The organism is Flavobacterium sp. B114r (assembly GCF_056824125.1).
On record NZ_CP124858.1, the window covers coordinates 4,308,892 to 4,331,486 of the forward strand.

Annotated in this window: 10 protein-coding genes; all 10 read right to left on the reverse strand. The window is 36.5% G+C overall.

The genetic code is table 11. The features are described from left to right. Positions 1–2 precede the first annotated feature (2 nt). The 10 genes from QLQ94_RS18290 to QLQ94_RS18335 all read right to left on the reverse strand — a co-directional run bounded on the left by QLQ94_RS18290 (position 3) and on the right by QLQ94_RS18335 (position 22,533). Positions 3–1,226 (reverse strand): DUF4272 domain-containing protein, encoded by a 1,224-nt coding sequence (locus QLQ94_RS18290; protein ID WP_271334182.1) that lies wholly within the window; start codon positions 1,224–1,226, stop codon positions 3–5. Positions 1,227–1,471: 245 nt separating this feature from the next. Next, positions 1,472–3,907 carry a glycoside hydrolase family 2 TIM barrel-domain containing protein gene (locus QLQ94_RS18295; protein ID WP_482498064.1) on the reverse strand — a complete coding sequence of 812 codons (2,436 nt, stop codon included), beginning with the start codon at positions 3,905–3,907 and terminating at the stop codon, positions 1,472–1,474. A gap of 485 nt (positions 3,908–4,392) precedes the next feature. Continuing rightward, positions 4,393–7,926, reverse strand: coding sequence for a malectin domain-containing carbohydrate-binding protein (locus tag QLQ94_RS18300; RefSeq protein WP_482498066.1), 3,534 nt, complete (start codon positions 7,924–7,926; stop codon positions 4,393–4,395). A 530-nt stretch (positions 7,927–8,456) separates the two neighbouring features. Further along, on the reverse strand, positions 8,457–11,186 hold the full coding sequence (locus QLQ94_RS18305) for an alpha-d-galacturonidase (protein WP_482498067.1): 2,730 nt from the start codon (positions 11,184–11,186) through the stop codon (positions 8,457–8,459). A gap of 214 nt (positions 11,187–11,400) precedes the next feature. Further along, complete coding sequence (locus tag QLQ94_RS18310; RefSeq protein WP_271334178.1) at positions 11,401–12,297, reverse strand: sugar phosphate isomerase/epimerase family protein; 897 nt, start codon at positions 12,295–12,297, stop codon at positions 11,401–11,403. Positions 12,298–12,368: 71 nt separating this feature from the next. Next, positions 12,369–13,514 carry a sialidase family protein gene (locus tag QLQ94_RS18315; RefSeq protein WP_271334177.1) on the reverse strand — a complete coding sequence of 382 codons (1,146 nt, stop codon included), beginning with the start codon at positions 13,512–13,514 and terminating at the stop codon, positions 12,369–12,371. Between the two features lie 259 nt (positions 13,515–13,773). After that, on the reverse strand, positions 13,774–16,530 hold the full coding sequence (locus tag QLQ94_RS18320; RefSeq protein WP_271334176.1) for a glycoside hydrolase family 78 protein: 2,757 nt from the start codon (positions 16,528–16,530) through the stop codon (positions 13,774–13,776). A gap of 196 nt (positions 16,531–16,726) precedes the next feature. Then, positions 16,727–18,295: an MGH1-like glycoside hydrolase domain-containing protein gene (locus tag QLQ94_RS18325; protein WP_271334175.1), complete on the reverse strand. Its 1,569-nt coding sequence runs from the start codon at positions 18,293–18,295 to the stop codon at positions 16,727–16,729. A 186-nt stretch (positions 18,296–18,481) separates the two neighbouring features. Beyond that, complete coding sequence (locus QLQ94_RS18330; protein ID WP_482498070.1) at positions 18,482–20,947, reverse strand: glycoside hydrolase family 95 protein; 2,466 nt, start codon at positions 20,945–20,947, stop codon at positions 18,482–18,484. Positions 20,948–21,114: 167 nt separating this feature from the next. Continuing rightward, a complete protein-coding gene (locus tag QLQ94_RS18335) occupies positions 21,115–22,533 on the reverse strand; it encodes an alpha/beta hydrolase family protein (RefSeq protein ID WP_271334173.1) in 1,419 nt (472 codons plus the stop codon). Between the last annotated feature and the right edge of the window lie 62 nt (positions 22,534–22,595).

Consider the following 22,595-nt stretch of genomic DNA (forward strand, 5'->3'; position numbering starts at 1 on the left):
TTCTAGGTATCGCAAGTAACACTATCCCAATCCTGCTCCATATAATTAACAAGCCAGTTTAAAGCATATTGTCTTTCATAAACGATCCCCGGATTAATTCCTTCTATTTCCCTGCCATTAATTCTTTCATCTACGCAAGCCCAATTAAATCTGTAATACAAATCATTGACATCCAAAATTTCACTTTTAGATCTTGTTGAAACGATTGCATCAATAAAAAAATTTGGGTCTTTATCCTGACCAACAGGATAATCATCAGGATCTAAGTTTTCTAAATCACAAAATTCATTCGGAAAATCCAGTGTTTCAACTTTGTTTAATGCCCACATCAAAACCCAGATTCCTTCGCATTTCCAGCTTTCGTTTGCTTTTTTATCGTCTGTAGGATTCGCCAGAAATTCCTTTTCATTCTCAGTTACAAAATTCCACAGCTTATAATTTTGCAAATACTCAGTGGCTTCCTCGGGAGAAATACTATTAAATGCAACCAAATTTACTACCGCCAAAACGCTAACACGTTGTGCAATTTCTTTTGGGGTTCTTAAAGTAGTTTCGCTTTCAGATTCTATACAAGGAAGATTTCTGTTGATTTTGATCGTATAATTCTCAAGAATTTTTTCGTTATTTTCTTTTCTGAGTTTCTGATCTTCTTCTAAAGCATTTTGATCTTCATCAAAATAAAGGGAATCGATTTTGACATCTAAAGTATCAATTTCACAATTTCCTTCGATATCAATAATAAGGTTCAGATTTTTGTCCAAAAAGTGCTGTCCACCAGATCTGCTGATAATACTATCTGGCTGCACAAATAAAACAGCATCAAGTTCCAGTGCTAAATTTGCTATTATCTTCTTTAAATCTTTGACTTCGCCCTCTTCCTGAATTACTGTAAACTCACAATTCAGGGTCTGGATTTTACGCAGAAACAAATCTTTGACTTTCTCGTCGACAGTTGGCAATGAATTTACGAATCCGTAAAATCCTTTTAGATTTGCTGTAAAAGTCGAATCGTTGATTTCAGGAATTTGATAATACGGCTCGAGTCTTTCACGATACAAAATTTCTATCTTTCCCCAGGAATTCAAAGGCCCTTCTTTAATTTCAATTTCGATGACATCACATTCATCTTCTTTGTTTATTGAAACTTCCCCTTTTGGGAAATTCAATAAGATTATTTCTTTAATATTTTCGAAACCAGTTTGGTGCGAGTAAATGGTACAAATCATTTCGTTATTTTCTATTTGCGATTAAATATTCAGGCTTATAAATCTGTTTGTTTACGCTAATATAGAATTATTTTACTACAAAGAACAAACATAATTAGATCAAATAATATTGAAATAACCACAAAAAAGACTGTTTCACGCAGATTTTACAGATGAGAACAAATTTAAAATTTGCTATAATTTACTTTCAAATAAATCTGCGATTATCTGCTTAAATCTTTAAAATCTGCGCGAAATAATTAAAATTATTGCACCTTAACTTCAATAGATGAAATTGGAATTTCCTTTCCCCCTGAAGCTTTCAATTGAATAGCCTCGTTCTTCCCATTCGACTGAATAATTACAATACATTTTCCATTAAACAATTTGCAGGAACTGGCTTTAAAAGAATCCAAATTGGCCTGATATCCATTATCAACGCCAACTAATTTTCCTCCACCCAAAACTTCAAAATTAATTAAATCATTAGCGTTAGGAAGTAAATTTCCATCCTTGTCTACAATAGAAACCGTTACATAAACCAAATCATAAGTATCATTTTTGATCGTCGTTTTATCAGCTTTTAAATCAATTTTAGAAGCTTCTCCGGCTGTATGAATTGCTGCCTCTAAAACTACTTTCCCATCTTTTCTAGATACTGCTTTTATCGCTCCGGGTTCAAATTTTACACGCCATGAAATATGTAAGTCATCATTCTGTTTTGATTTTTTCCCAAGTGATTTTCCGTTAAGGAATAATTCAACTTCATCAGCATTGTTGTAATACGCCCAAACATCGACTTCCTGTCCTGCTTTCCAGTTCCAGTGCGGAAAAATATATAGCACAGGTTTCGTTGTCCATTCGCTTTTATACATATAATACACATCTTTTGGAAGTCCGGCCAAATCGATGATTCCGAAATAAGAACTTCTTGCCGGATATGGATACGGATCCGGTTCGCCAATATAATCGAATCCAGTCCAGATAAAAGTTCCCGCCATGAAATCCTGTTTCTTAATAGTTTTCCAATTTTCTTCGTGCGTAGCTCCCCAATATGATTTTACCTGATCATAGGCCGAAACCGTCCAATCTGCATTTCCATCAAACGCAGCACCGTGCTTTGTTGGCCAGGCTTTAATTCCATCTGGAAAATCATAATGTCCACGCGTTTCCAACGCCGAAACACTTTCAGAAGCTAATATTTTCTGTCCCTTAAAACGTTCAGGAAAATCTTTGTAATCTTCGTGTTTGTAGTTGAAACCCAAAAGATCCAAAGCACCGGATTGATAAATAAAATTTTTCTCGATTATATTCTCTGTCAAAGCCGCAGTTACGGGACGAGTAGTATCTAACGATTTTACAATCTTGGCTAATTCTCTTGTAATGGCAATTCCGGTACTGTCGAATTGTTCCCTGATTTCGTTACCAATACTCCACATCATTACAGATGGATGATTGCGGTCTCTTTTGATAAAATCTTCCAGATCCTGTTTGTGCCATGCATCCCAGTCTTTATGGTAATCGTTGGTTACTTTTTTCTTCTTCCAAACATCAAAAGCTTCATCCTGAACAATAAATCCCATTTCATCACACAGCTGCATCATTTCCAGAGAGTGCGGATTATGCGACATTCTAATCGCATTGGTTCCCATTTCTTTCAAGATTTTAAGCTTTCTTCTCACGGCATGAATATTTTCTACAGCGCCCAATGCGCCATTATCGTGATGCAGGCAAACGCCCAATATTTTGGTTGGTTTCCCGTTTAATGAAAAACCTTTTTCAGCATCAAAATCAAAAAATCGGAAACCAAGAGGTGTTTCATAATCATCCACCAATTTAGATCCTTCATAAACTTTAGTTACCACTTTATACAAATAGGGATTCTCTGTGCTCCATAGTTTTGGCTGATTTAAAACCAAATCGTGAATCTTTTTCTCTGATGTTTTTGCTCTTATTTTTTCAGTTGAAGTAAAACTAGCCACTTCTTTATTTTCAGCATTTAAAATTGAAGTAACCAATTTAAATTCTTTTGCAATACCATTGTCATTATCAATCGTGACTTCTAAATGTATTTTTGATTTTGCCGCAGCAACTTCCGGCGTTGTTACAAAAGTTCCCCACTTCCCTACGTGCAGTTTCTCGCTCGCAACTAAACGTACATTCCTGTAAATTCCGGACCCCGTGTACCATCTTGAATTAGGTTGCGCATCGTTATCGACTTTTACAGCAATTACATTTTCCTTTTTGTCAAAATTCAAATATTTTGACAAATCGAACCCAAAGGAAATATACCCATTAGGACGAATTCCTAATGAATGTCCATTAATAAATACTTCGCTATTTTTAAAAACACCGTCAAATTCTATCGAAACCGATTTGTTTTTCCAATTTGCAGGAACAGTAAATACTTTACGATACCAACCTTTCCCGGCAGGTAAAAATCCTTGTGCCTGTTTTGTTTTACTGTCTTTGTCAAAAGCCCCTTCGATACTCCAATCGTGTGGCAATTGAAGCGTTCTCCAATCGGTAGTTTTAAAATCAGACTGAATTGCCGTTGGATAATCTCCTAGTTTGAAGTTCCAGTTTTTATTGAAGTCTTCGATGATTCTGGCTTTTTTTTCTTGTGAAAAACCAATTGTTGAGAGCAATAATAATGATATTGCAATTACTGTTTTTTGTAAATTTTTTTTATGTTTAATCATAATTATATTTTTTATTCTAATCTAAAATATACCCCCTATTTGTCAGACTGAGCGAAGTCCAACCCAATATTCCGTAATCCTTAAATGGATTTCGCGCAAAGGTGCCAAGCCGCCAAGTTTACATCCATTTTCTTTGCGACTTTGCGCGAATTTTTTTAGCCATAATTGTCTTTAAAAAAGCTTAACCTAATGACATTCAGCTTCGGCAGATAAATCACACACGTAACTCGACAAAGAATAACACTATTCTATTCGGAATTTCTAATGTGATCCCTCGTTCCTCGGGATGACAAAAATGAGGCGAAACTCTCTTTGCGTAGCTTCGACTTAGCTCAGCCTGACAATTGGAACGTAGACGCACTGCTGTGCGCCTCTACAATAAAAATCTTTATTAAACCTTCGCGCCTTTGTGTCTTCGTGGCTAATTATACACACTACTAATCTTTATTAAACCTTTGCGTCTTTGTGCCTTCGTGGCAAAACCACTATTGAAATTCAAAATTATCCAACATCAATCCTTTTAAATCCTCCGCTTCCAGCGTAATTTTATACGTACCTGCATTAATATATCCTCCAGAAGTGGTATTCAAAACCTTCCATTTTTCCGGTGAAGGAAAGAACTCTATCGTATCATTTCGCATCAAAATTCCGTAAGCGTCTTCCATTTTGAAATTTACTTTTAATGGTGTTTCGTTTCGATTCATGAATTTAAAACGCATCAAATAAATTCCGGCAACTCCTGGTTTTACTTCAAACTCAATACTATTATGTGTCTTTTTTGTAAACTCGATATAATCCGCTTTTTTGAAATTTCCTTTTACAATATCGGTTCCTGTGGTTTTTGTATTTTCTGCTTCGATAACTACTACAGGTCTTGAATCGTCCTTTTCGCCCATATCATAATTTGGAACGACAATAATAGAACTCAAAACTTCTGAATTATCAAAAGATACTTTTTCTCCTTTTTTTACCTTTTTAGAAAAAATACTAAATTCAACATTATTACTGTTTTTTGCAATTTCTTCTGATTTTTTATAATCTGATAACCACGCAAATTTTGTTTTTATTTTATTGTCAATCAAAAGATATAAATCTGAGTTTTCTTTTAATGTAAAAGAACCTTTAATCTTAGACTGAGATAAAAACTGCAAATAATCAGCTCCAAAAACTTCCGAAGGTAACTGGGTAAAAACAACATCTGAATCTGAATATTGTTTTGAATTGATATCCAGCCACGAAGCAATTTTTGATTCATTTTGGATTTGAGAACTTAGAACAACATTCTCAATATTTTTTGGCGATGCATTTGCAGGCTTAACCTTCTTGTTTTTGGTCGCAATGGCAATGGCAGAAATAATCGCTTGTCCCGCTTTTACATTTGGGAAAGAAATATTGATTTTTCCGTTTTTGCTTTTTACAGTAAATGTTTTCTTCAAGGCTTTGTCGTGTCCTGTTTCTGACCAGATATCAAAGTCTTTTAAAACTACATTGTCATTGATCGCAACATCAAATAAACGCCAGCCTTTGCAATCTAATCCTCCGCCAGTTCCGTACCAAGGTTCTGTAAAGTATAATTCGACTAAATATTCTCCGTCCGGTGCAGGAAATTCGTAATTTAATTTATCAACTCCGTATCTGAAACTTTGAAACAATACAGGGTCTTTTGTGCCCATTACAGGATCAAAAGTGCTACGCTGACTCGCATAAAAGTCCGGAAGTTTTTCGAATTTATCTGTCCATGATAATGAACCCCAGGTATTTTGAACGCTTTTGTGTGTGTCAGTTAACCAAATATTTCCGGAGCTGTCTGTCAGTTCAGAACCTCCACAATTGACTCTGTAAATATAATTGTATCCTTTTTTTGATTCTAAAATATCTGCCTTATCTGTGTATAATTCGGCTAGATTTGGCGCTTTAGGAAGTGTGTTCAAAACAATATAGTCTTTGGCTACAGCCACACCATTTACATAACCAACAGCATACAAAACATTGTACTGAATATTGACATTATTCCATTGAAAATGCTGACCTAAGCCTGGATTTTTTAATTTTCCTAATGATGTTTTATTAACTTCATTAAACAATTCGACTTCATCACAATTCGAATAAACATCGATTCCGTTTTTTATTCCCACCGAATCCCAACGGCTTGGCCAGGTGTGCGAAACGATATATACCATTGGGTTGGTTTTATTCGAAACGTAATTGGCACGGTACATATAATACGCATCCTGAGGTTCTCCCCAAATGGTAAAAAGTCCTTTATAATTAACTGGTCCAACTTTGTCAATGTCTCTAAAACCTTCTCCGTTCTGAACGCGTCCCGGATTTTCATGCGAAGCAAAAAGCCAGTTGAATTGTCCCGCAATTTTATCTTTTACCGATTCGGCTTCACGGATTTTAATCTCCATTAATTGGGAAAATCTGTTTTCACTCAAAATTCCTTTTTGATCAAACTCACCTTCAGTATGCAAATCTGCTGTACGCCATGCACCGTATTCACCGTTTAATAACTGGGTGGTCATTTCAAGATGGTATTTTAACGGATCGCCTCCATACGTTCCTGACCAGTTTTGTACAACATTCCAATCTGTTCCTTCACCTCCATTACAAGTCGTGACAATACGTTGCGAAGCTGACATCGGGTCCATTTCTCGGATTATTTTAGTACATTCTTCAGCAAATTCCATTGGGATTGTACTTTCGTTTTGTAATCCCCACATGACAACCGACGGACTGTTTCTACGTTCTTTAATCCATTCTCGCAACAGGGTTTTGAAATTCTCTTTAAACTCTGGCGTGTCGTACCAGATATGTGCCGAAAACTGACTCCAAAACAGAATTCCGTTTTCGTCCAGTTCTTTTTGGTACAATAAATTATGGGGCTGATGTGCTTCTCTAAACGCATTAAATCCAGCCGCTTTTATTTGTTCGATTCTGGAATGAATCTGTTCGTCTGAAAACGAATGGCTGTTCCCAATTAAATGTTCGTATTCGCAGGTTCCGTTGATGAATAAAGGTTGATCGTTGATAAAAAACCGATTGTCTTTTCCGTCTCTGCTAACCGGCCAACTCACCCAACGGATTCCGTAAGGCGTTTTTAGTTCGTCAATTTTTTTTCCGTTTTCATAAACAGACGTAACCAATTCGTATAGATATGAATTTGATGGCGACCACAATTTAGGCTGAAGAATCTCAGGCAGTGTTTGCGCTATTTCTTTTATTTCATTAGAATTAATGGCTACCTTACTTTTTACTGAAACTACTTTTTCTCCGTCTTTATCAAAAAGGATATTTTCTACAGTTAAATTTTGTTTTAAAACACCATAATTTTTGATTTCGGTTGTCATGTGAAGAATTGCTTTTTCTTTAGAAGTCGAAGCATCATTCCAGATATGAACGCCAAAAGGTTCAATTCTGATTTCGTTTGTAATTATTAAAGAAACTGGTCTGAAAATCCCCATAGGCTGGGATCCTTCAGAGAACCCCCATTCGCCGGAACATCCTCCGCAAACCCACGGCAAATCAGCAATAAAAGATGGATGTGCCGCTTTTACCAGAATCTTATTTTCTTTTCCTAAAACTACTAATTGGGTAATGTCGATTGTAAAAGTAGTTCTTCCGCCTTTGTGTTCTCCGGCTTTTTTACCATTTACCCAAACGGTCGCATAGGAACTTACACCTTCAAAATAAAGGAAAAGTCTTTTTCCTTTAACCAATTTATCCAGTTTTAATGATTTTTGATACCAGGCAGTTCCGTGCAAATTACCATGTTTTGTTCTTCTGAATCCGTAATACTGATCCCAATTGTGTGGTACATTTACGCGTTGCCATTGTGCATCGGTTTTGGGATCATTGACAAAAGCATCTTCTTGTTTTGGAAGCTGGTCTAAAACAATAGTAGCCCAAGCGGAGTTCAGCGAAATTTCCTGACGAAATTTTACTGAACTATTGCCCTGACTCCAAACAAGGCAACTACTTGAGCAAAAACAAAAAATAAAAAAAACTATTTTCTTCATATTTTTTTGAACCTTATATTTTTATTAAACCATATAAGCGATATAAGGTTATTTCAGTGTTTTTGTTATTTCGAAGGAGAAATGACATATACTGAATCCTCACCGTTCGTTGCTCTCTGGATGTGATCTCTCCTTCGTCGAGATGACAAGATTGTGTTTATATTCTTAATCACAGACATCGAATTTACTGAATCCTCAGAGTTCGTTGTTCTCTGGATGTGATCTCTCCTTCGTCGATATGACAAGATTGTGTTTATATTCTCAATCACAGACATCGAATTTGCTGAATCCTCACAGTTCGTTGCTTTCTGGATGTGATCTCTCCTTCGTCGAGGGTGACAAGATTGTGTTTATATCTTAAGTTAGACTTGACAGGTTTTTAAAACCTGTCAGGTCTCGATGACGTTTGGATTGCGTTAGGGATAGAAGCGATATCCTTTTTATTTTTTCTTTAAAAATAAAAAGATATCGCGGATAGTCCGTTCGCCGCGGCGAATACGCCCAAATTAGAAACTTTATTCTCAATACTATTAATAAAACAACCAGTCTATCGCGCCTTTTTCTCCTGCATCGATATAACCCACATCTCGTGGTGTTATGGTTTGATTGGCATCTATAAATCCTAAAATTAATACTCTTCCTTTGCCTAAATCGAGTTTGTTTTCGCCAGGCTGAAAAGTATAGGTATGAATATTTACACGTGGTAATTCTTTAAGATTCATGGCACTTGCTAAGATCACTTCGGCCTGACCGTGAGCATTTCCGGCTGCGTCTGTCTCTAAACTTGGCGGAAATAAAAATCTCTTCTGATCTGAATTGAAATAACCTACAACCAGTTTCACGGCTTTGGTGTTTTTGAATTTCAGCTGCGTTCCGTTCTCGTTTTGAGAAGTTTCATCGAATGTAATTCCTTTCAGGTTTTGCAATTCCGGAGCTACTTTTGTAAGCTCAGAAATTGGTGTTCCGTATACTTTTGTTCCGTTTTTTACTGCATAAGTCCCTTTGCTTTCACTTAATAAAGTGACTTCTGCAGTTTGCCATGGTTTGCCTTCTGTGGTTGCTATCTTACCATCCTTTGATGATTTTAATAGCCCTAAGTTTCTTTTAAAATTAACCAATTCACGTTCGTAATGTGGCAATAATTCCTTCCATGTTTTGTTGTTTCCGTCGTCTCCACCAATCGGAATACGGCGTTGTGCAGTTTGCATACTGTTAGCATAGTAATATGTGTCCTTTGTAAGATCAACCAATAACTCATAATATTCGATACTTTTTTCTAAATGCGGAAGCGCTTTGTCAAGATCTGAAATATCATTTGAGTAACTGTATCGCAAAACCAATAATGCTGCTTTTACTTTTTCTGAAAAGAAATCGGCGAAAGCTTTATAGGCATGCATATCGTTTTTAAGGCGTAAAAACTCTTCTTTGTCTTTTGTCACTTTTGGTTCCGCTTTGTCAATGGCTTCAACCGCTAATCTACCGTGTTCAGTGATTTCGGCAATAATTTGAGTTGGCAGTTCACCAGAATGCGGTTCTTTATTCCACTCTTTTTTAGCGTATTCTAAAAGCAATTCGCCGGCAGGTCCGCACGATTCATGAAAACCAGGATAAACACGCCATTTTGCAGGATTTACCAATTGGCTTTCGAACATTCCTAGTAATAAAGTCTGACGGTTTCCTTCGGTAATTCCAAAACGTCTTAACGTCTTTGGCGCAATTTCTCCGGTTTCTTCGTAGGCTTTTAAGATGTTATTGGCGGCTTCTGTATCTGTTCCGTATTTCGCCGCCAGATCTGTATCCCAAAATTTAACTTCCTGATTTCGATCTCTTTTACTGTCCCATGCATATCTTGCCCACGCTTTGTACCAAATCCAGTCACGATCCATTTCGAGAATTCGTTCGCCCGTTTTTGTTTTATCTGCTGAATAAGGCCAATCCCAATAAGATGCCTGAGGATACAAATGCAATGCATTGGCACCGTGAACACTGTGCATGGCTTTTACTGTTTTCTGGATAAAATCAGGTGAACCGTATCTGAAAGGTTCTAAATTGGCCAGAATATGTACGTTCTCGATATGAATCGATTTTAAAGCACTTAACTGTTTATGTGTTTCTCCCCAAGGTCCGCCTGGTGTATAAGTCGTGAGGGATTCTCCGGTATATTTACTTTCTGTGTAGAGATTTTTATATAAGGGAAGCGATTTTTCCATAACCAAAGGTCCATCGGTATCGTGCGAACGCAAAATAATTGGCGGTTCATCTGTTCTTCCCAACGCTTTTAAACCATCCTGAACTCCGGGAATAATCGTTTTGGTAAACCATTCTACGTCATCATCGATGGTGTTTATGGCTTCTCCCAAACAAACTAATAAACCAACATTTGGATATTTCTCGATAAAAGCGGCAATTGATTTTCTTGTGTAATCTGAAAGCAAAGGTGTAATTGGACGCGAACGATCCTGTGTTTTAATATTATAATGTTCTGCAAAAGGTTTGGAAACAATGATATTGTAAAACATCTGAATCACCCAAATTCCTCTTTTATTGGCTTCTTCGGTCAGGAAATTATAGATCTCTTCGTTCTTTTTGAAATCTTCCTCACTTACTTCTAAAGCAAACGGATAATCTTTAAGTTTTACCAATGAAGCAAACGGATGTCCGTTCCATAAATACAAGGAATTCATTCTGTTATCAACCAGCATATCCAGATACTTTGTCCATAATTTTTTATCGTAAAACCACGGAAAAGTTTCCGGCGTATACGGATATTCATAAACATCTCTGCCCGGCAGATAAGTTGTTTTCTGCATACCGATACAAGCTCCCCTTAAAACCATTTCAGGACTGTCTTCGATATTTATTTCTGTTGGAATCTTACCTGAAGTTTTAATACGATCCACCAATTCCATAGCGCCGTATAAAGCTCCTGATGCATCTGTTCCTTCTATATAAATGATGTTTTTTTGGCTACGAATCTGGAAGCCTTCTTTTTTGATGAGTTTACTATCATCTATTTTGGCATTCTTTGCATTCTGTTTCCAGAAATCAGTTCCCTTTTCTCCAATAACAATCAACTGGTCTTTTGAGCTTTTGATTTTATTTGCAGAGGTGATTTTGAAACCTTTAGAAGTAAGTGTTTCTGATAGTTTTCCGGCACCGAATTTAGCTCTGGGCGAATTGACATCATTAACTATGGTAATGTTTTGCGCTGTTGCAATAGTGACGTAAAAACCTAAAAAAAGTAAACTTAAATATTTCATGGTATTGGAATTTTATTCTTGAAAATTTCTGTTTAGTTTGTCATTTCGACGAAAGAGAAATCACATCCAATATTCAGCAACAGTGAGAATGAAGTTTGTGTGATCTCTTCTTCGTTGAGATGACAAAAAATGAGAATAAATCTGCTTAATCTGCAAAATCTACGTCAAAAATTAACACTCGCAGATTTTGCAGATCTGGCAGATTCCTCTTTATTTAATTCTGAAAAACACGTTTTAAGTACGCAACGTTTGCGCCATAATTCGCTTTTACATTATGAACCTGTGTAACATCTCTGGAACGTTCTACGATTAGCCAGCCACTCCATTTCATTTTGTCCAGCGCTTGTTTTATTTTTGGCATATCGATCGCGGTATCGTTTTCAAGCCAGACTTTGTCTGTATTTGAAGCATGAATTTGTGCCAGATGTTTTTTACCCAAAATATTTAATTCGGTTACAATATCTCTTCCGTTATCTACGGCGTTCGCAAAATTGAAAGAACTTTTGACATATTTAGAACCTATTTCTTCTAATAGTTTTTTTTCTTCGGTAGCGTCTAATGATGTTTCAATTGCTATAACTCCACCAATTTTGCCTACTTGTTTTCCCGCCCATTTTAATCTTTCGATAATTACAGGACGTAATTCAGGATTTTTCACCAAATCACTTTCCGTCCCTAAAGGAAGATAAGCGACTTTGACCTTCATGTCTTTCATTGCTTTTACACAATCTTCGATCATGGGCGCGATAGTTTCTCTTTTTGCAAAAGACTGCGCGTAAAATCCGGACATGGCTATCGAACTGATTCCGACATTCAATTCTTTGGATTTATCCAGAAACTTTTGTCTTTCGATTGGATCTCCTAATTTACTGTCAAAGGTTGGGCGGTTTCCTAAACCTCCCATATCCAGTTCTATTCCGTCAGCTTTTATTTCAGCTGCGAGAGCAAAAGAGCCTAATTTTTGTCTTTTTAAAATCATCCAGTCGCAAACCGCAACTTTATAGCGCTGTTTGTTATTTGATGACTGAGCCGTTGCACAACTATTGAAACTAGTGCACAAAACAGCAAAAAATAAAATAATAATATTTTTTTTTAAATAAATTGACTTCATATTTTTGTTTTTTACCATTAAGAAAGTTAAGCTTAATGAAACTTAATATCTTAATGGTTAAATTTAAATTCTTACTCTTCTTCAGCTTTTACAGCCGTTACTACTTTGTTCTCATCTCCGGGCCAGATTCCGTTTTTGATTTGAATCGTTTTTAGTTTGCTTGGATCAATTTTTACATATTTCAATTTTTCCCTTCTCCATGTGTAAACGATATGTACCATTCCGTCAGAACTCTGGATCATGGATGGATACGAATATTGACTAATTTTTGAATCTTCTAATACTAACGCTGCATCCCAGTGAATTCCGTCTTTAGAAACTGAAACATTCAATGGCGTTCTTGGACCTTTTGCTTCTGTTCCCGGAGGTAAGACATGATTGTAAACTAACAAATGTCTTCCGTCTTTAAGCGTTACCGCATCTGTTCCTGAGTTATTATTTGGCAGACCAATTAATTCTATATCAGACCATGTTTTTCCGTTGTCTTTAGAAAAAGTACTAAAAATAGCTCTGTTTCTCGTTCTTCCAATCGCCTGTATACTTCCGTCTTTATGAAAAAGAATACTTGGCTGAATTGCATTTATCTTTTGTTTTCCTCGCGATAAAGTATCGCCCATTACCCATGTTTTTCCAAAATCAGGAGTAGATTCCATGCGAAGTCTCCAGCCGTCGCCTTCGATACTTGAAGGGCACAATAAAGTTCCGTTGCTTAATAAAACCGGTTTGTTTTTGATTGGTCCTAAGAAACCTTCCGGCATTTTTTTCGCCTCAGACCAGGTTTTTCCGTTATCAGATGAAGTTCTGATTACACCCCACCATTCAGATGGTTTTGGACCAATTTTATAGAAAAGCATTAAATCGCCACCAGGAATTTGATATAAAACAGGATTCCATGTTGGTAATCTCGGGCCTTCTTTCATCGCGCCGTCAGCCACTTTAATGCCTTCGCTCCATTTATCGCTTCCTTTTGGTTTTATACTTACATAAATACAAACATCCGGATGTCTTTCGTGCGTTCCTCCAAACCAGGATGAAACTAAATCCCCATTTGAAGCTTCAACAATTGTAACAGCGTGGCAAGACGGATAAGGTGCTTTATCATATATAAATTCATCTACTAAAATTCCTTCTTTCCAGGTCTTATTTTGTAAAGTTGGTTTGCAACTTCCCAAGAGTAAAAGACCCAATAACACAAATGTTACTTTTATTATCTTCATTATTATTTTTTATTTTGAATTAAAATTTTTGCTTTTAAATGCATTCCTGATAATTTTTCGCACAAAATTATTTATTAAGTGTAAAAATGACACTAAAATTCTAAAGATCCATCCTGTACTGTCCCGAATTTTTTTTAAATGGGATACTTTTTGCGTTTTTTAACAATGGCAGACCAGACAATAGCAAAAATCTTTGTCAAAATTTTAAACTTTGACAAAGATCTGAAGCAAGATTATATGCGCTTAAGTGCTGCTATTACTATTTTACATTTAAAACATAAGAACCAGAAGGCAATATCAGAATAAGTTTATTGTTTTCTACTTTATAAGATACCGCAGTTTTATCTAACTTTTTATTGTCTAAAGTTACAGCTGAAACTTTCGTTGAAGGCAAATAAACTATTGCCGAAGTATTGGCAGGAATCGTAATATTCCATTGCAAATTATTTTTAGTTTTCTTCCAGTTACTCTTTATCGTTCCGTGAATCGATTCGTAAGAAGCATTCACAAAGGTTAATCCGGTTTCGAAATCTGGTTTCATGATGATTTGTTTGAACCCCGGAGTTTCAGGATTGCTCTTGATTCCGGCAATATTCTCGTAATACCAAATCAGTAAATCGCCTAATAACATCACATGATTTTGAGAATTCATTTTAGGATCAGCAGTATTTCCATTCCACAATTCCCAGATTGTTGTTGCACCATTCTTTGCCATATAACCCCAACTTGGGTAAGTATCATTCGAAGCCAGTTTATAGCTCAAATCTGGTCTTCCGTACTCAGATAAGGTTCGCATTAAAAACTGAGTCCCAATAACTCCGGTACTAATATGACCATTATAGGTTACTTCGACTTCATGAACAATATTTTCAAATACTTTCGACTGAAGATTTTCAGGAACCATTCCAAAAGCTAATGGAAGCAAATTTGCTGTTACCGTATTGTTGGCATAATTGTTTTTAGAAGCATTGAAAAACTTCACATTAAAAGCCGTTTTCACTCTCTCAGAAAGTGAATCATAATATTGAATATCATCTGAATTATTTCCATTTATAGTAGCAAACTTTTTCATTTTTTGCAGTAAATGATAATAAAAAGCACTGGCAATTAATTCGCCATTGGTAGTTCTTGCTGAATCCTTCGAGTGAATTAATTCTAATGATTCCGGCGGAACGCACCAATCTCCATATTTATCTTTGGTCATTAAATCCTTAACCAAATAATTCTGTTCCATATACACCACCCATTTTTTCATCGACGGATAATGTTTTTCAATTACTTTTTTATCGCCAAATTGCTGGTACAGCATTTCAGCAACCGTAATATAAGTTCCGGGCCAGGTTACATTATCGCCATAATACCGCCAGAAAGCCGGTGCAACATCCGGAATTCCGCCATCTGCCGTTTGTGCATTTTTAATATCATCCAGCCATTTTGCGTATAAAGTTTGGTTATCGAATAAAAAACTTTCGCCATAAGCTCCGGTTGTTCTGTCGCCAAGCCAGGGCTGACGCTCATTTCGCTGCGGACAATCGATTGGCATCCCTTTATAATTGCCACTTATTCCCCAATAGGCATTCTTGAAAATCTGATTCATCACAGCGTCTGAAGATTCAAAAGTTCCGGTCGTTTTAATATCGTCGTAAACTACTTTTCCAACAAAATTATCCAGCGTTGGTTTCGTCGGAAATCCTGAAACTTCGACAAATCTAAAACCGTGAAAAACAAAAGTTGGTTCCCAAATTTCTTCGCCTTCGCCTTTTAAAGTATAAACATCTGTTGTTCTGGCGTCACGTAAATTTTCGATATACAAAGAACCATCTGCTTGCAAGGATTCGGCAAATTTCAAAATCACTTTGTCGCCACTTTTACCTTTTACCTTCAATTGCAGCCAACCTACCATATTCTGTCCCATATCCAAGATATAAGTTCCTTTAGGCGTTTGTTTGATCGAAATTGGTTTTACCTCACCCATAATTTTCATATTAGGTGTCATTTGCGCCTCATAAAAACCGCCCGGTTCCTGAACATATTCTGCCTGAAACCAATTTTTATCATCAAAATTGGTGGTGTTCCAATTTTTCAATTCCTTGCGGGCATCGTATTCCTCTCCATCATATTCATTATTAGATAAAATGGGTCCATTTGTGGTTACTTTCCAGGTATCATCCGTTCTGATTACTTCTTTTGTTCCATCTGTATATTCAACATACAATTGCAAAGCCATTTTTGGATAACCAAAAGTTTTGATTTTATACGGTTTAAAATCCTGACGCATCGTAAAAAAACGTCCATTTCCTAAAATCGTTCCTAACATATTTTTACCTTCTTTAAGTTGAGAAGTCACATCAAAAACATTATATTTTACATTCTTTGTATAATCCGTAGGAACAGGCGCCAAAACCTGATCACCAATTTTATTTCCGTTAATGTACAACTCATATAATCCCATTCCCATGATGTAGACTTTGGCACTTTTAACTTGTTTTTTTAAGTTGATTTCTTTTCGAAGATATCTTGCTGATAATTTAGAATATTGAGATATACTATCTCCTGCAGAAGCTTTTTCGTACCCAATCCAGCGTGTTGATTTCCAGTCAGCATAATTCATGATACCCATACTAAAATGAGCTTTATCTACTGATTGAATTTCACCTTTATTCGTCCAGAGAATCACTTTCCAAAAAGCATTTTGACGGTTTTCCAGTCGTTTTCCGTTATAAATAATATTGACAGATGCGTTGCTTTGTACTTTTCCAGTATCCCATAAATCACCTTTATTCGCGTTCAGATTCTCTAAAGTCGAAGACACAATAATCTGATATGCGGTCTGTTTTACATCACTAACATTCGCATTTATTTGCCAGCTCAATCGTGGCTGAACGACATCAATTCCTTCCGGATTGCTGAGCATTTCGCATTGCAAATTTGTAACGCCGATTTTGTTTTGGGCTTTCGCCGAAATTGAAATCAGGGTTAAAATGATGAATGTTGTATGTAAAAAAAACCTTTTCATAAGTTGTATTTTAGTATGTAATGCGTTGATTCTTTGCCTGCAGATTTTAACCGATCAAACAGATTATTGCGAATTTTATTTTATTTTCGATTTGGTTTGTCATTTAGATGAACGAGAAATCTCTGAGAGCAATGACACAAAATGAGAATAAAACCTGTGTCAATCTGCTTAATTCATTAAACCCGTTCGCCAATATTTATTCAGAAACCAATTTCTCCAACTTCTCAGAAACCGCAATTTCCTTCCCGTTTTTAAAGATCCTGAAACCTTTTCCTTTTTTATACTTTTCTCCTGTTTTATCCCAAAGAATCGTAACAATATTGCCATGATATAAAACATTATCCAGACAAAACCAATCCCATTTGTCTTGTGGAATCAACGGATTTACTTCAATTTTTTCATCTGCTCTTGGTCGTAAACCTACCAATCCTGTAATCATCAAATCATTAAAAGTCGAATGATTGTAATAACGACTTCTTTCTTTGTCACCCATTAACCAATATCCAGTCGTTTCGTCCAGATATTCGCCCAAATAAGGTCTTCCGCGATAATATTGCGATTCTACATACAGATTCATTTGTTTGAAATAATCCGGCTTAGCAACAAAATTCTGATCGTAATTATTCAAGACATTCGCCAATGCTGTTAAAGTCTGAGAACTCGCAAAAGGCCAGATCGCACCATCCCATTCACAAGTTCCTGTTCCGTGTGATCTAAAACGCGGACTTCTTCTCTCCGCGGTTGTTAATCCAAACGGTGCCGAAAATCCTTTTTCGTCCTTAATTTGTTCCCAAGCTTTTTCAAATCCTTTGTCTTTCTGTGGCAGATTAAAATACCACGGAATAAACCCAATCGCTTCTCTAACCTGTGCCAAAGTATCTTTTTCTGTAAACGTTTCGAAGAATTCACTTTTAGCATTCCACAGTTTTGTTTCTACCAATTTTTGTAATGTATCGGCTTTTGCCTCAAAATAATTCTCTTGTTTAGTGTCTCCTTTCAGCTTGGCTATTTTAGCCAAAGCTGCAGCATTTCCAAACATATAACTGTTGATCGTTGGGCGTGCATTTCTAAATTTTCTGGCTCCGCTCAATGATTCTTCCATACCGTCCTTAACATCAAACTGCCAGAACAAACCGTCTTTACGTTTTCTATCACCTTCCCAAGCGGCATATTCGGCAACCAGATCAGGATACATATCCAATAAAAATTTATCATCTTTATTCACTAAATAGCGATTGTACAAAGCATCCGCCGTCCAACTGCTAAAAGTTCTGAGTTTTTTCATGGGTTTACCATCATTTCCCCTAAACCATAAATGTACATCCTGCTCCAAATATTCCGGATTGTGTAACCATCTGAATTCGTTAATGTGATGCCCCAAAGCACAACTAATCATATTGTATTTATCAGCATACGAACGATCTACCAAAAATTCTGTAATCGCATATCCCTGAGGTGTTTTCTTGATGTGTTTTCGTGCACTCCACCATCTAAAATAATAAATCTCCTCAAAATTTTGCTGCGGACACTCAAACAACGGGATATTTTTCTCCATCCAACCCCAGGCACTGTTATTCGGAATCGCAAATTTTAAATTCTCATCTTCCATTGTATTGAAATAATCAACGTAATGTTTGAAATTTGCGGGATTCAAAACCACCGAAGTTCCTTTTTGAGACTGATTTACGCCTGATTTACAACCTATATTTAAGGCTGAAATCAAGATTAGGAAAGCTATTATTTTGTATTTGAAATGGTGTAACATATTCTAATTATTATTTAAAAACTTATTCTTTGGGTGTGTTTCGCTGCGGCGAATCGGGCTGTTTGTTCTTCACACAACTAATGCCTATTCCCATTGTTTTGTCATTTCGACCGGAGGGAGAAATCACACTACAAACTACACTATCAATCTATACCTAACAGGTTTTAAAAACCTGTTAGGATAATTCTAATTCCCGTAAAAGGTATACGTCTGTCCTGCTTTTGTCTGAACATCATATATATTATATTTTGGTAAAACCACTTTCTTCAAATTCGCATGATCTGATATAATTGGTTTCTTTACTTCGACATCATAAAATAATTGATTAGGATTTTTTCCCTTTGCTTTTTTAATATAAATTCCTTTATCTGCTTTTAGTATATTTTCTAATTTCAATCTGCAGTTCCCTCCTAGTTTTGAGTAAATTTTTAAAGTCGAAATTTTATTGTTTTTCCAACTCATATCGATTACAAAACCGCCTCTGGTCACCAGACCTTTTATACTACCGTCTTTCCAGACACTTGGTAAAGCCGGTAATAAGAGGATCGCATCTTCCTGACTTTGCATTAGCATTTCGGCAATTCCGGCTGTGCATCCAAAATTTCCATCAATTTGAAACGGTTGGTGCGCATCTAACATATTCGGATACGTTCCGCCGCCTTTTCTTTGTTCTGCCGTAACCAGATGCAATTGATCCTGTAATAGTTTATAAGCATGATCTCCGTCTAACAATCTTGCCCATAAATTGACTTTCCATCCCATTGACCAACCTGTAGATTCGTCTCCTCTGTAATTCAGTGAATTCTTTGCAGCTTCAAACAGTTCCGGTGTTTCAATTGGCGAAATCTGATTGCTTGGAAACAAACCGTACAAATGCGAAACGTGCCTGTGTTTGTCCTCCGGATTGTCCCAATCTTCCTGCCATTCTTGTAACTGACTGTGCTTTCCTACTTTCATTGGAGGCATTTTAGCCAAAGCTTCACTTACTTTTTTGGCGTAAGCTTCATCTGGAGCAACCAATTTTGAAGCTTCGATAACGTGCGTAAACAAATCAAAAATCAACTGATTGTCCATCGTGGTTCCCGATGCAATTGTTGCTTTTCCTGTTCCGCCAGCATGCGTGTTTTCAGGAGAACTTGAAGGAACAACCACCAGATAACCTGTATTGGGATCGATAATCATGAAATCTAAAAAGAAATCTGCTGCGCCTTTTATTATCGGATAAATCTCCTTTAAATAATTTTTATCTCCTGTGTATAAATATCTTTCCCATAAATCCTGACTTACCCATGCACCACCTGTTGGCCACATTCCGGATGCAGCATAATCAACCGGAGCAGTTACACGCCAAATATCAGTATTATGATGCAAAACCCAACCCTTTGCATTGTACATTATTTTTGCTGTTTCGGCTCCTGTCACGCTTAACTCTTTTGCCATTTGAATAAACGGTTCATGCATTTCTGAAAGGTTCGTTACTTCTGCCGGCCAGTAATTCATCTCAGCATTTATGTTTGTGGTGTACTTACTGTCCCATGGAGGCGTTACCATATCGTTCCAAATCCCTTGTAAATTAGCTGGCTGACCGCCAGGTTGTGAACTCGAAATCAAAAGATAACGACCAAACTGAAAATATAAACTCGCCAATTGCGGATCAAATTGTTTTGAGAAATCCCTGATTCTTTCGTTTGTTGGTTTCTTCGCCGCTTCGTTTGTTCCTAAATCGAAAGAAACTCTATTGAAGAATTTCTGATAATAGGAAACATGATCTTTTTTAATAGTGGCAAAATCTTTTACTTCGGCTTTAGCCAAATAGTCTTTGCTTTTCGCAATTTCATCACCGCTGATATCCTGATAATTTTTAAAATTTGTTGCAATCGAAATATAAAGCGTCACTTCATCTGCTTTGTTGATACTAATGATTCCGTTGCTGGCTGAAACTTCTCCGCCTTTATTTTTGGCAATTAAACGTCCCTGAAATTTCACTTTCCCTTTTACACCTTCGAAATTGCTTCCAATTCCGGATAATAAAATTTGATCGCCTTCTGTTCCCGAAACCGTTTTATCAAGCGGACTGTTCATAAAAACATTCGCTGTAATCTGACCCGGCTGACTTGCCAAAAGTTTCACCACAATTACCTGATCAGAAAATGAGGTTAGAATTTCTCTGGTAAATTCAACGCCATTCACCGTGTATTTTACTTTTGCAGTAGCATTTGCAATATCTAAATCTCTGTAGTAATTCGAATATTTTTGATGTCCCGGAAACGAAATATAAACGCTCCCAAAAGTTTGATAAGGCATTCCGTCATTGGTTTGCGACATAATATCCTGAGTAGCTAATTCCTGCGCTTCATCAAATTTTCCGTCAAAAATTAACTGTCTTACAATTGGTAAAGCTTTTAATGATTTCGAATGGGCGTTGCTGTTTGGAGAACCCGCCCAAATCGTTTCTTCGTTCAATTGTAAACGTTCAACCGCAGGATCGCCGAAGACCATTGCCCCTAAACGACCATTACCCAAAGGCAAAGCTTCGTTCCAGATTGCAGCAGGTTTATCGTACCAAAGTTTTAGGTCGCTGTTGTTTTGCGCTGTTGCAGCAAACGAAAAAATTCCAACACAAATCGAGGTAATTTTATTTCTTAACTTCATATAAATTTTTTTTTTCGCCACGAATTACACTAATTCACACTATCATTATTAGCCACAGATTAAAAGGATTATTTGGATTTATTATTTAAAGAATCGCGTAAATCTTTTTTAATCTGTGTCAAAAATTTTAATTCGTGTTAATTCGTGAAATTCGTGGCAACTTTCTTTTATTTCTTAACCTCGTAAATTTTATTATTCTTCTCCCCAAACATCTCATACAATTTGTTGATGTCTTTTAAAGCATTGGCTGGAAATTTTTCGCCTTTATCTCCAAAAACAAACATTTTTTCTTTGGGTTCAATTACACAAGTCGATTCGTCGATTTCGCCTTTTTCATTTTTTACCTTATTCAAATCCAATCCTAAATATTTTGCCATAAACGGATACAAAGCCATACGTTTTGAAACTCCAAAATCATGTCCTTCTTTAGCAAAATGAGCATTTTCTACAAGATCTTTCTTTCCGTATAATTCGTACGTTCGCTGAATAAAAGGAAATTCAAGTTCCGGAACTGCCAATGTCCAGTCTTTTCCGTCAGAAACTATTAATTGTGGTTTTGGTGCCATCATTGCAGAGATTTCGGCATTATTGGTTCCGTTTCCACAAAGGTGAATACCACGACCACTTTCGCACGGACAACCGCCAGAAAAGTGCGAAGAAACCATCACCACCGGAGCCGAAACTGTAATTCGATCGTCTAAAGCTGCCAAAAACATGGTATGCGAACCTCCACCAGAACCTCCGGTCACGCCAACTCTTGACATATCAGCATTTTTTGTTGTTGCCAAATAATCCAATAATCTGATTCCGCTTAAAACCTGAACGGTTGAAGCGATACTATTTCTATGTGTTTCTTCGGGAAATTGAAGCAATGATTCTCCCCAGGCAAACAAATCATAACTCACTACAATGGCACCCATTTTTGCCATAATTGCACAACGATATTGTTCGTCTTTTCGATACCTTCCGTCACCAAAATGTCCGTCAGGCGTTAAGATAATCGGAGCTTTTTTATTGAAAGGATAAGGTCTGTAAATCGAGCCTGTAACGTAAACACCCGGTAGGATTTCTAAACCAATATTTTCGATACTATAATCTTTATAAATTCTTTTTGGAGTCAGAATAGGTTTTGATTTTGGCATCGGTGGTGCTTTATCCAAACCAAAAGACGTTATCATACACGCTTTTATTTCTTTTTTACGTGCTTCCCATTCAGTTACATTCGAATATAAAGTGGTTAAATAAGCCAGACGTTCTTTTCCTTTATCAACCGATACTTTGTGATTTTCATATTTTCTAATGATGTAAGTTCCATCCGGTTGTTTGAAGTACATCAATTCAAAAGGAGCCAGAATATTGGTGAGTGAAATTGCCAGATTTCCCGGTTCGATTCTCCAATCGGCATAGTCCAGTTCTTTTCCTTTTAGTAAACCTCGGTCGTCGTTTATCGTAACGTGAAAAGCTGTTTCGATTTTTTTTAATGTTTCTGAAACGGGTTTTCTAAAGTTCTCATCAGATGTTATTTGTGCATTTGAAATTGTCAATGCAAAAATTGAAACTAATATATAAATATGTTTTATTTTCATGGTTGTATTGTGTATTAACTAACATAGATTTGAACATGGATACCACGGATTTACTTCGTAAA

Coding starts and splice junctions, on each gene's coding strand:
- QLQ94_RS18290 (WP_271334182.1), bottom strand. CDS start 1,226: ATGATTTGTACCATTTACTCGCACCAAACTGGTTTCGAAAATATTAAA.
- QLQ94_RS18295 (WP_482498064.1), bottom strand. CDS start 3,907: ATGATTAAACATAAAAAAAATTTACAAAAAACAGTAATTGCAATATCA.
- QLQ94_RS18300 (WP_482498066.1), bottom strand. CDS start 7,926: ATGAAGAAAATAGTTTTTTTTATTTTTTGTTTTTGCTCAAGTAGTTGC.
- QLQ94_RS18305 (WP_482498067.1), bottom strand. CDS start 11,186: ATGAAATATTTAAGTTTACTTTTTTTAGGTTTTTACGTCACTATTGCA.
- QLQ94_RS18310 (WP_271334178.1), bottom strand. CDS start 12,297: ATGAAGTCAATTTATTTAAAAAAAAATATTATTATTTTATTTTTTGCT.
- QLQ94_RS18315 (WP_271334177.1), bottom strand. CDS start 13,514: ATGAAGATAATAAAAGTAACATTTGTGTTATTGGGTCTTTTACTCTTG.
- QLQ94_RS18320 (WP_271334176.1), bottom strand. CDS start 16,530: ATGAAAAGGTTTTTTTTACATACAACATTCATCATTTTAACCCTGATT.
- QLQ94_RS18325 (WP_271334175.1), bottom strand. CDS start 18,295: ATGTTACACCATTTCAAATACAAAATAATAGCTTTCCTAATCTTGATT.
- QLQ94_RS18330 (WP_482498070.1), bottom strand. CDS start 20,947: ATGAAGTTAAGAAATAAAATTACCTCGATTTGTGTTGGAATTTTTTCG.
- QLQ94_RS18335 (WP_271334173.1), bottom strand. CDS start 22,533: ATGAAAATAAAACATATTTATATATTAGTTTCAATTTTTGCATTGACA.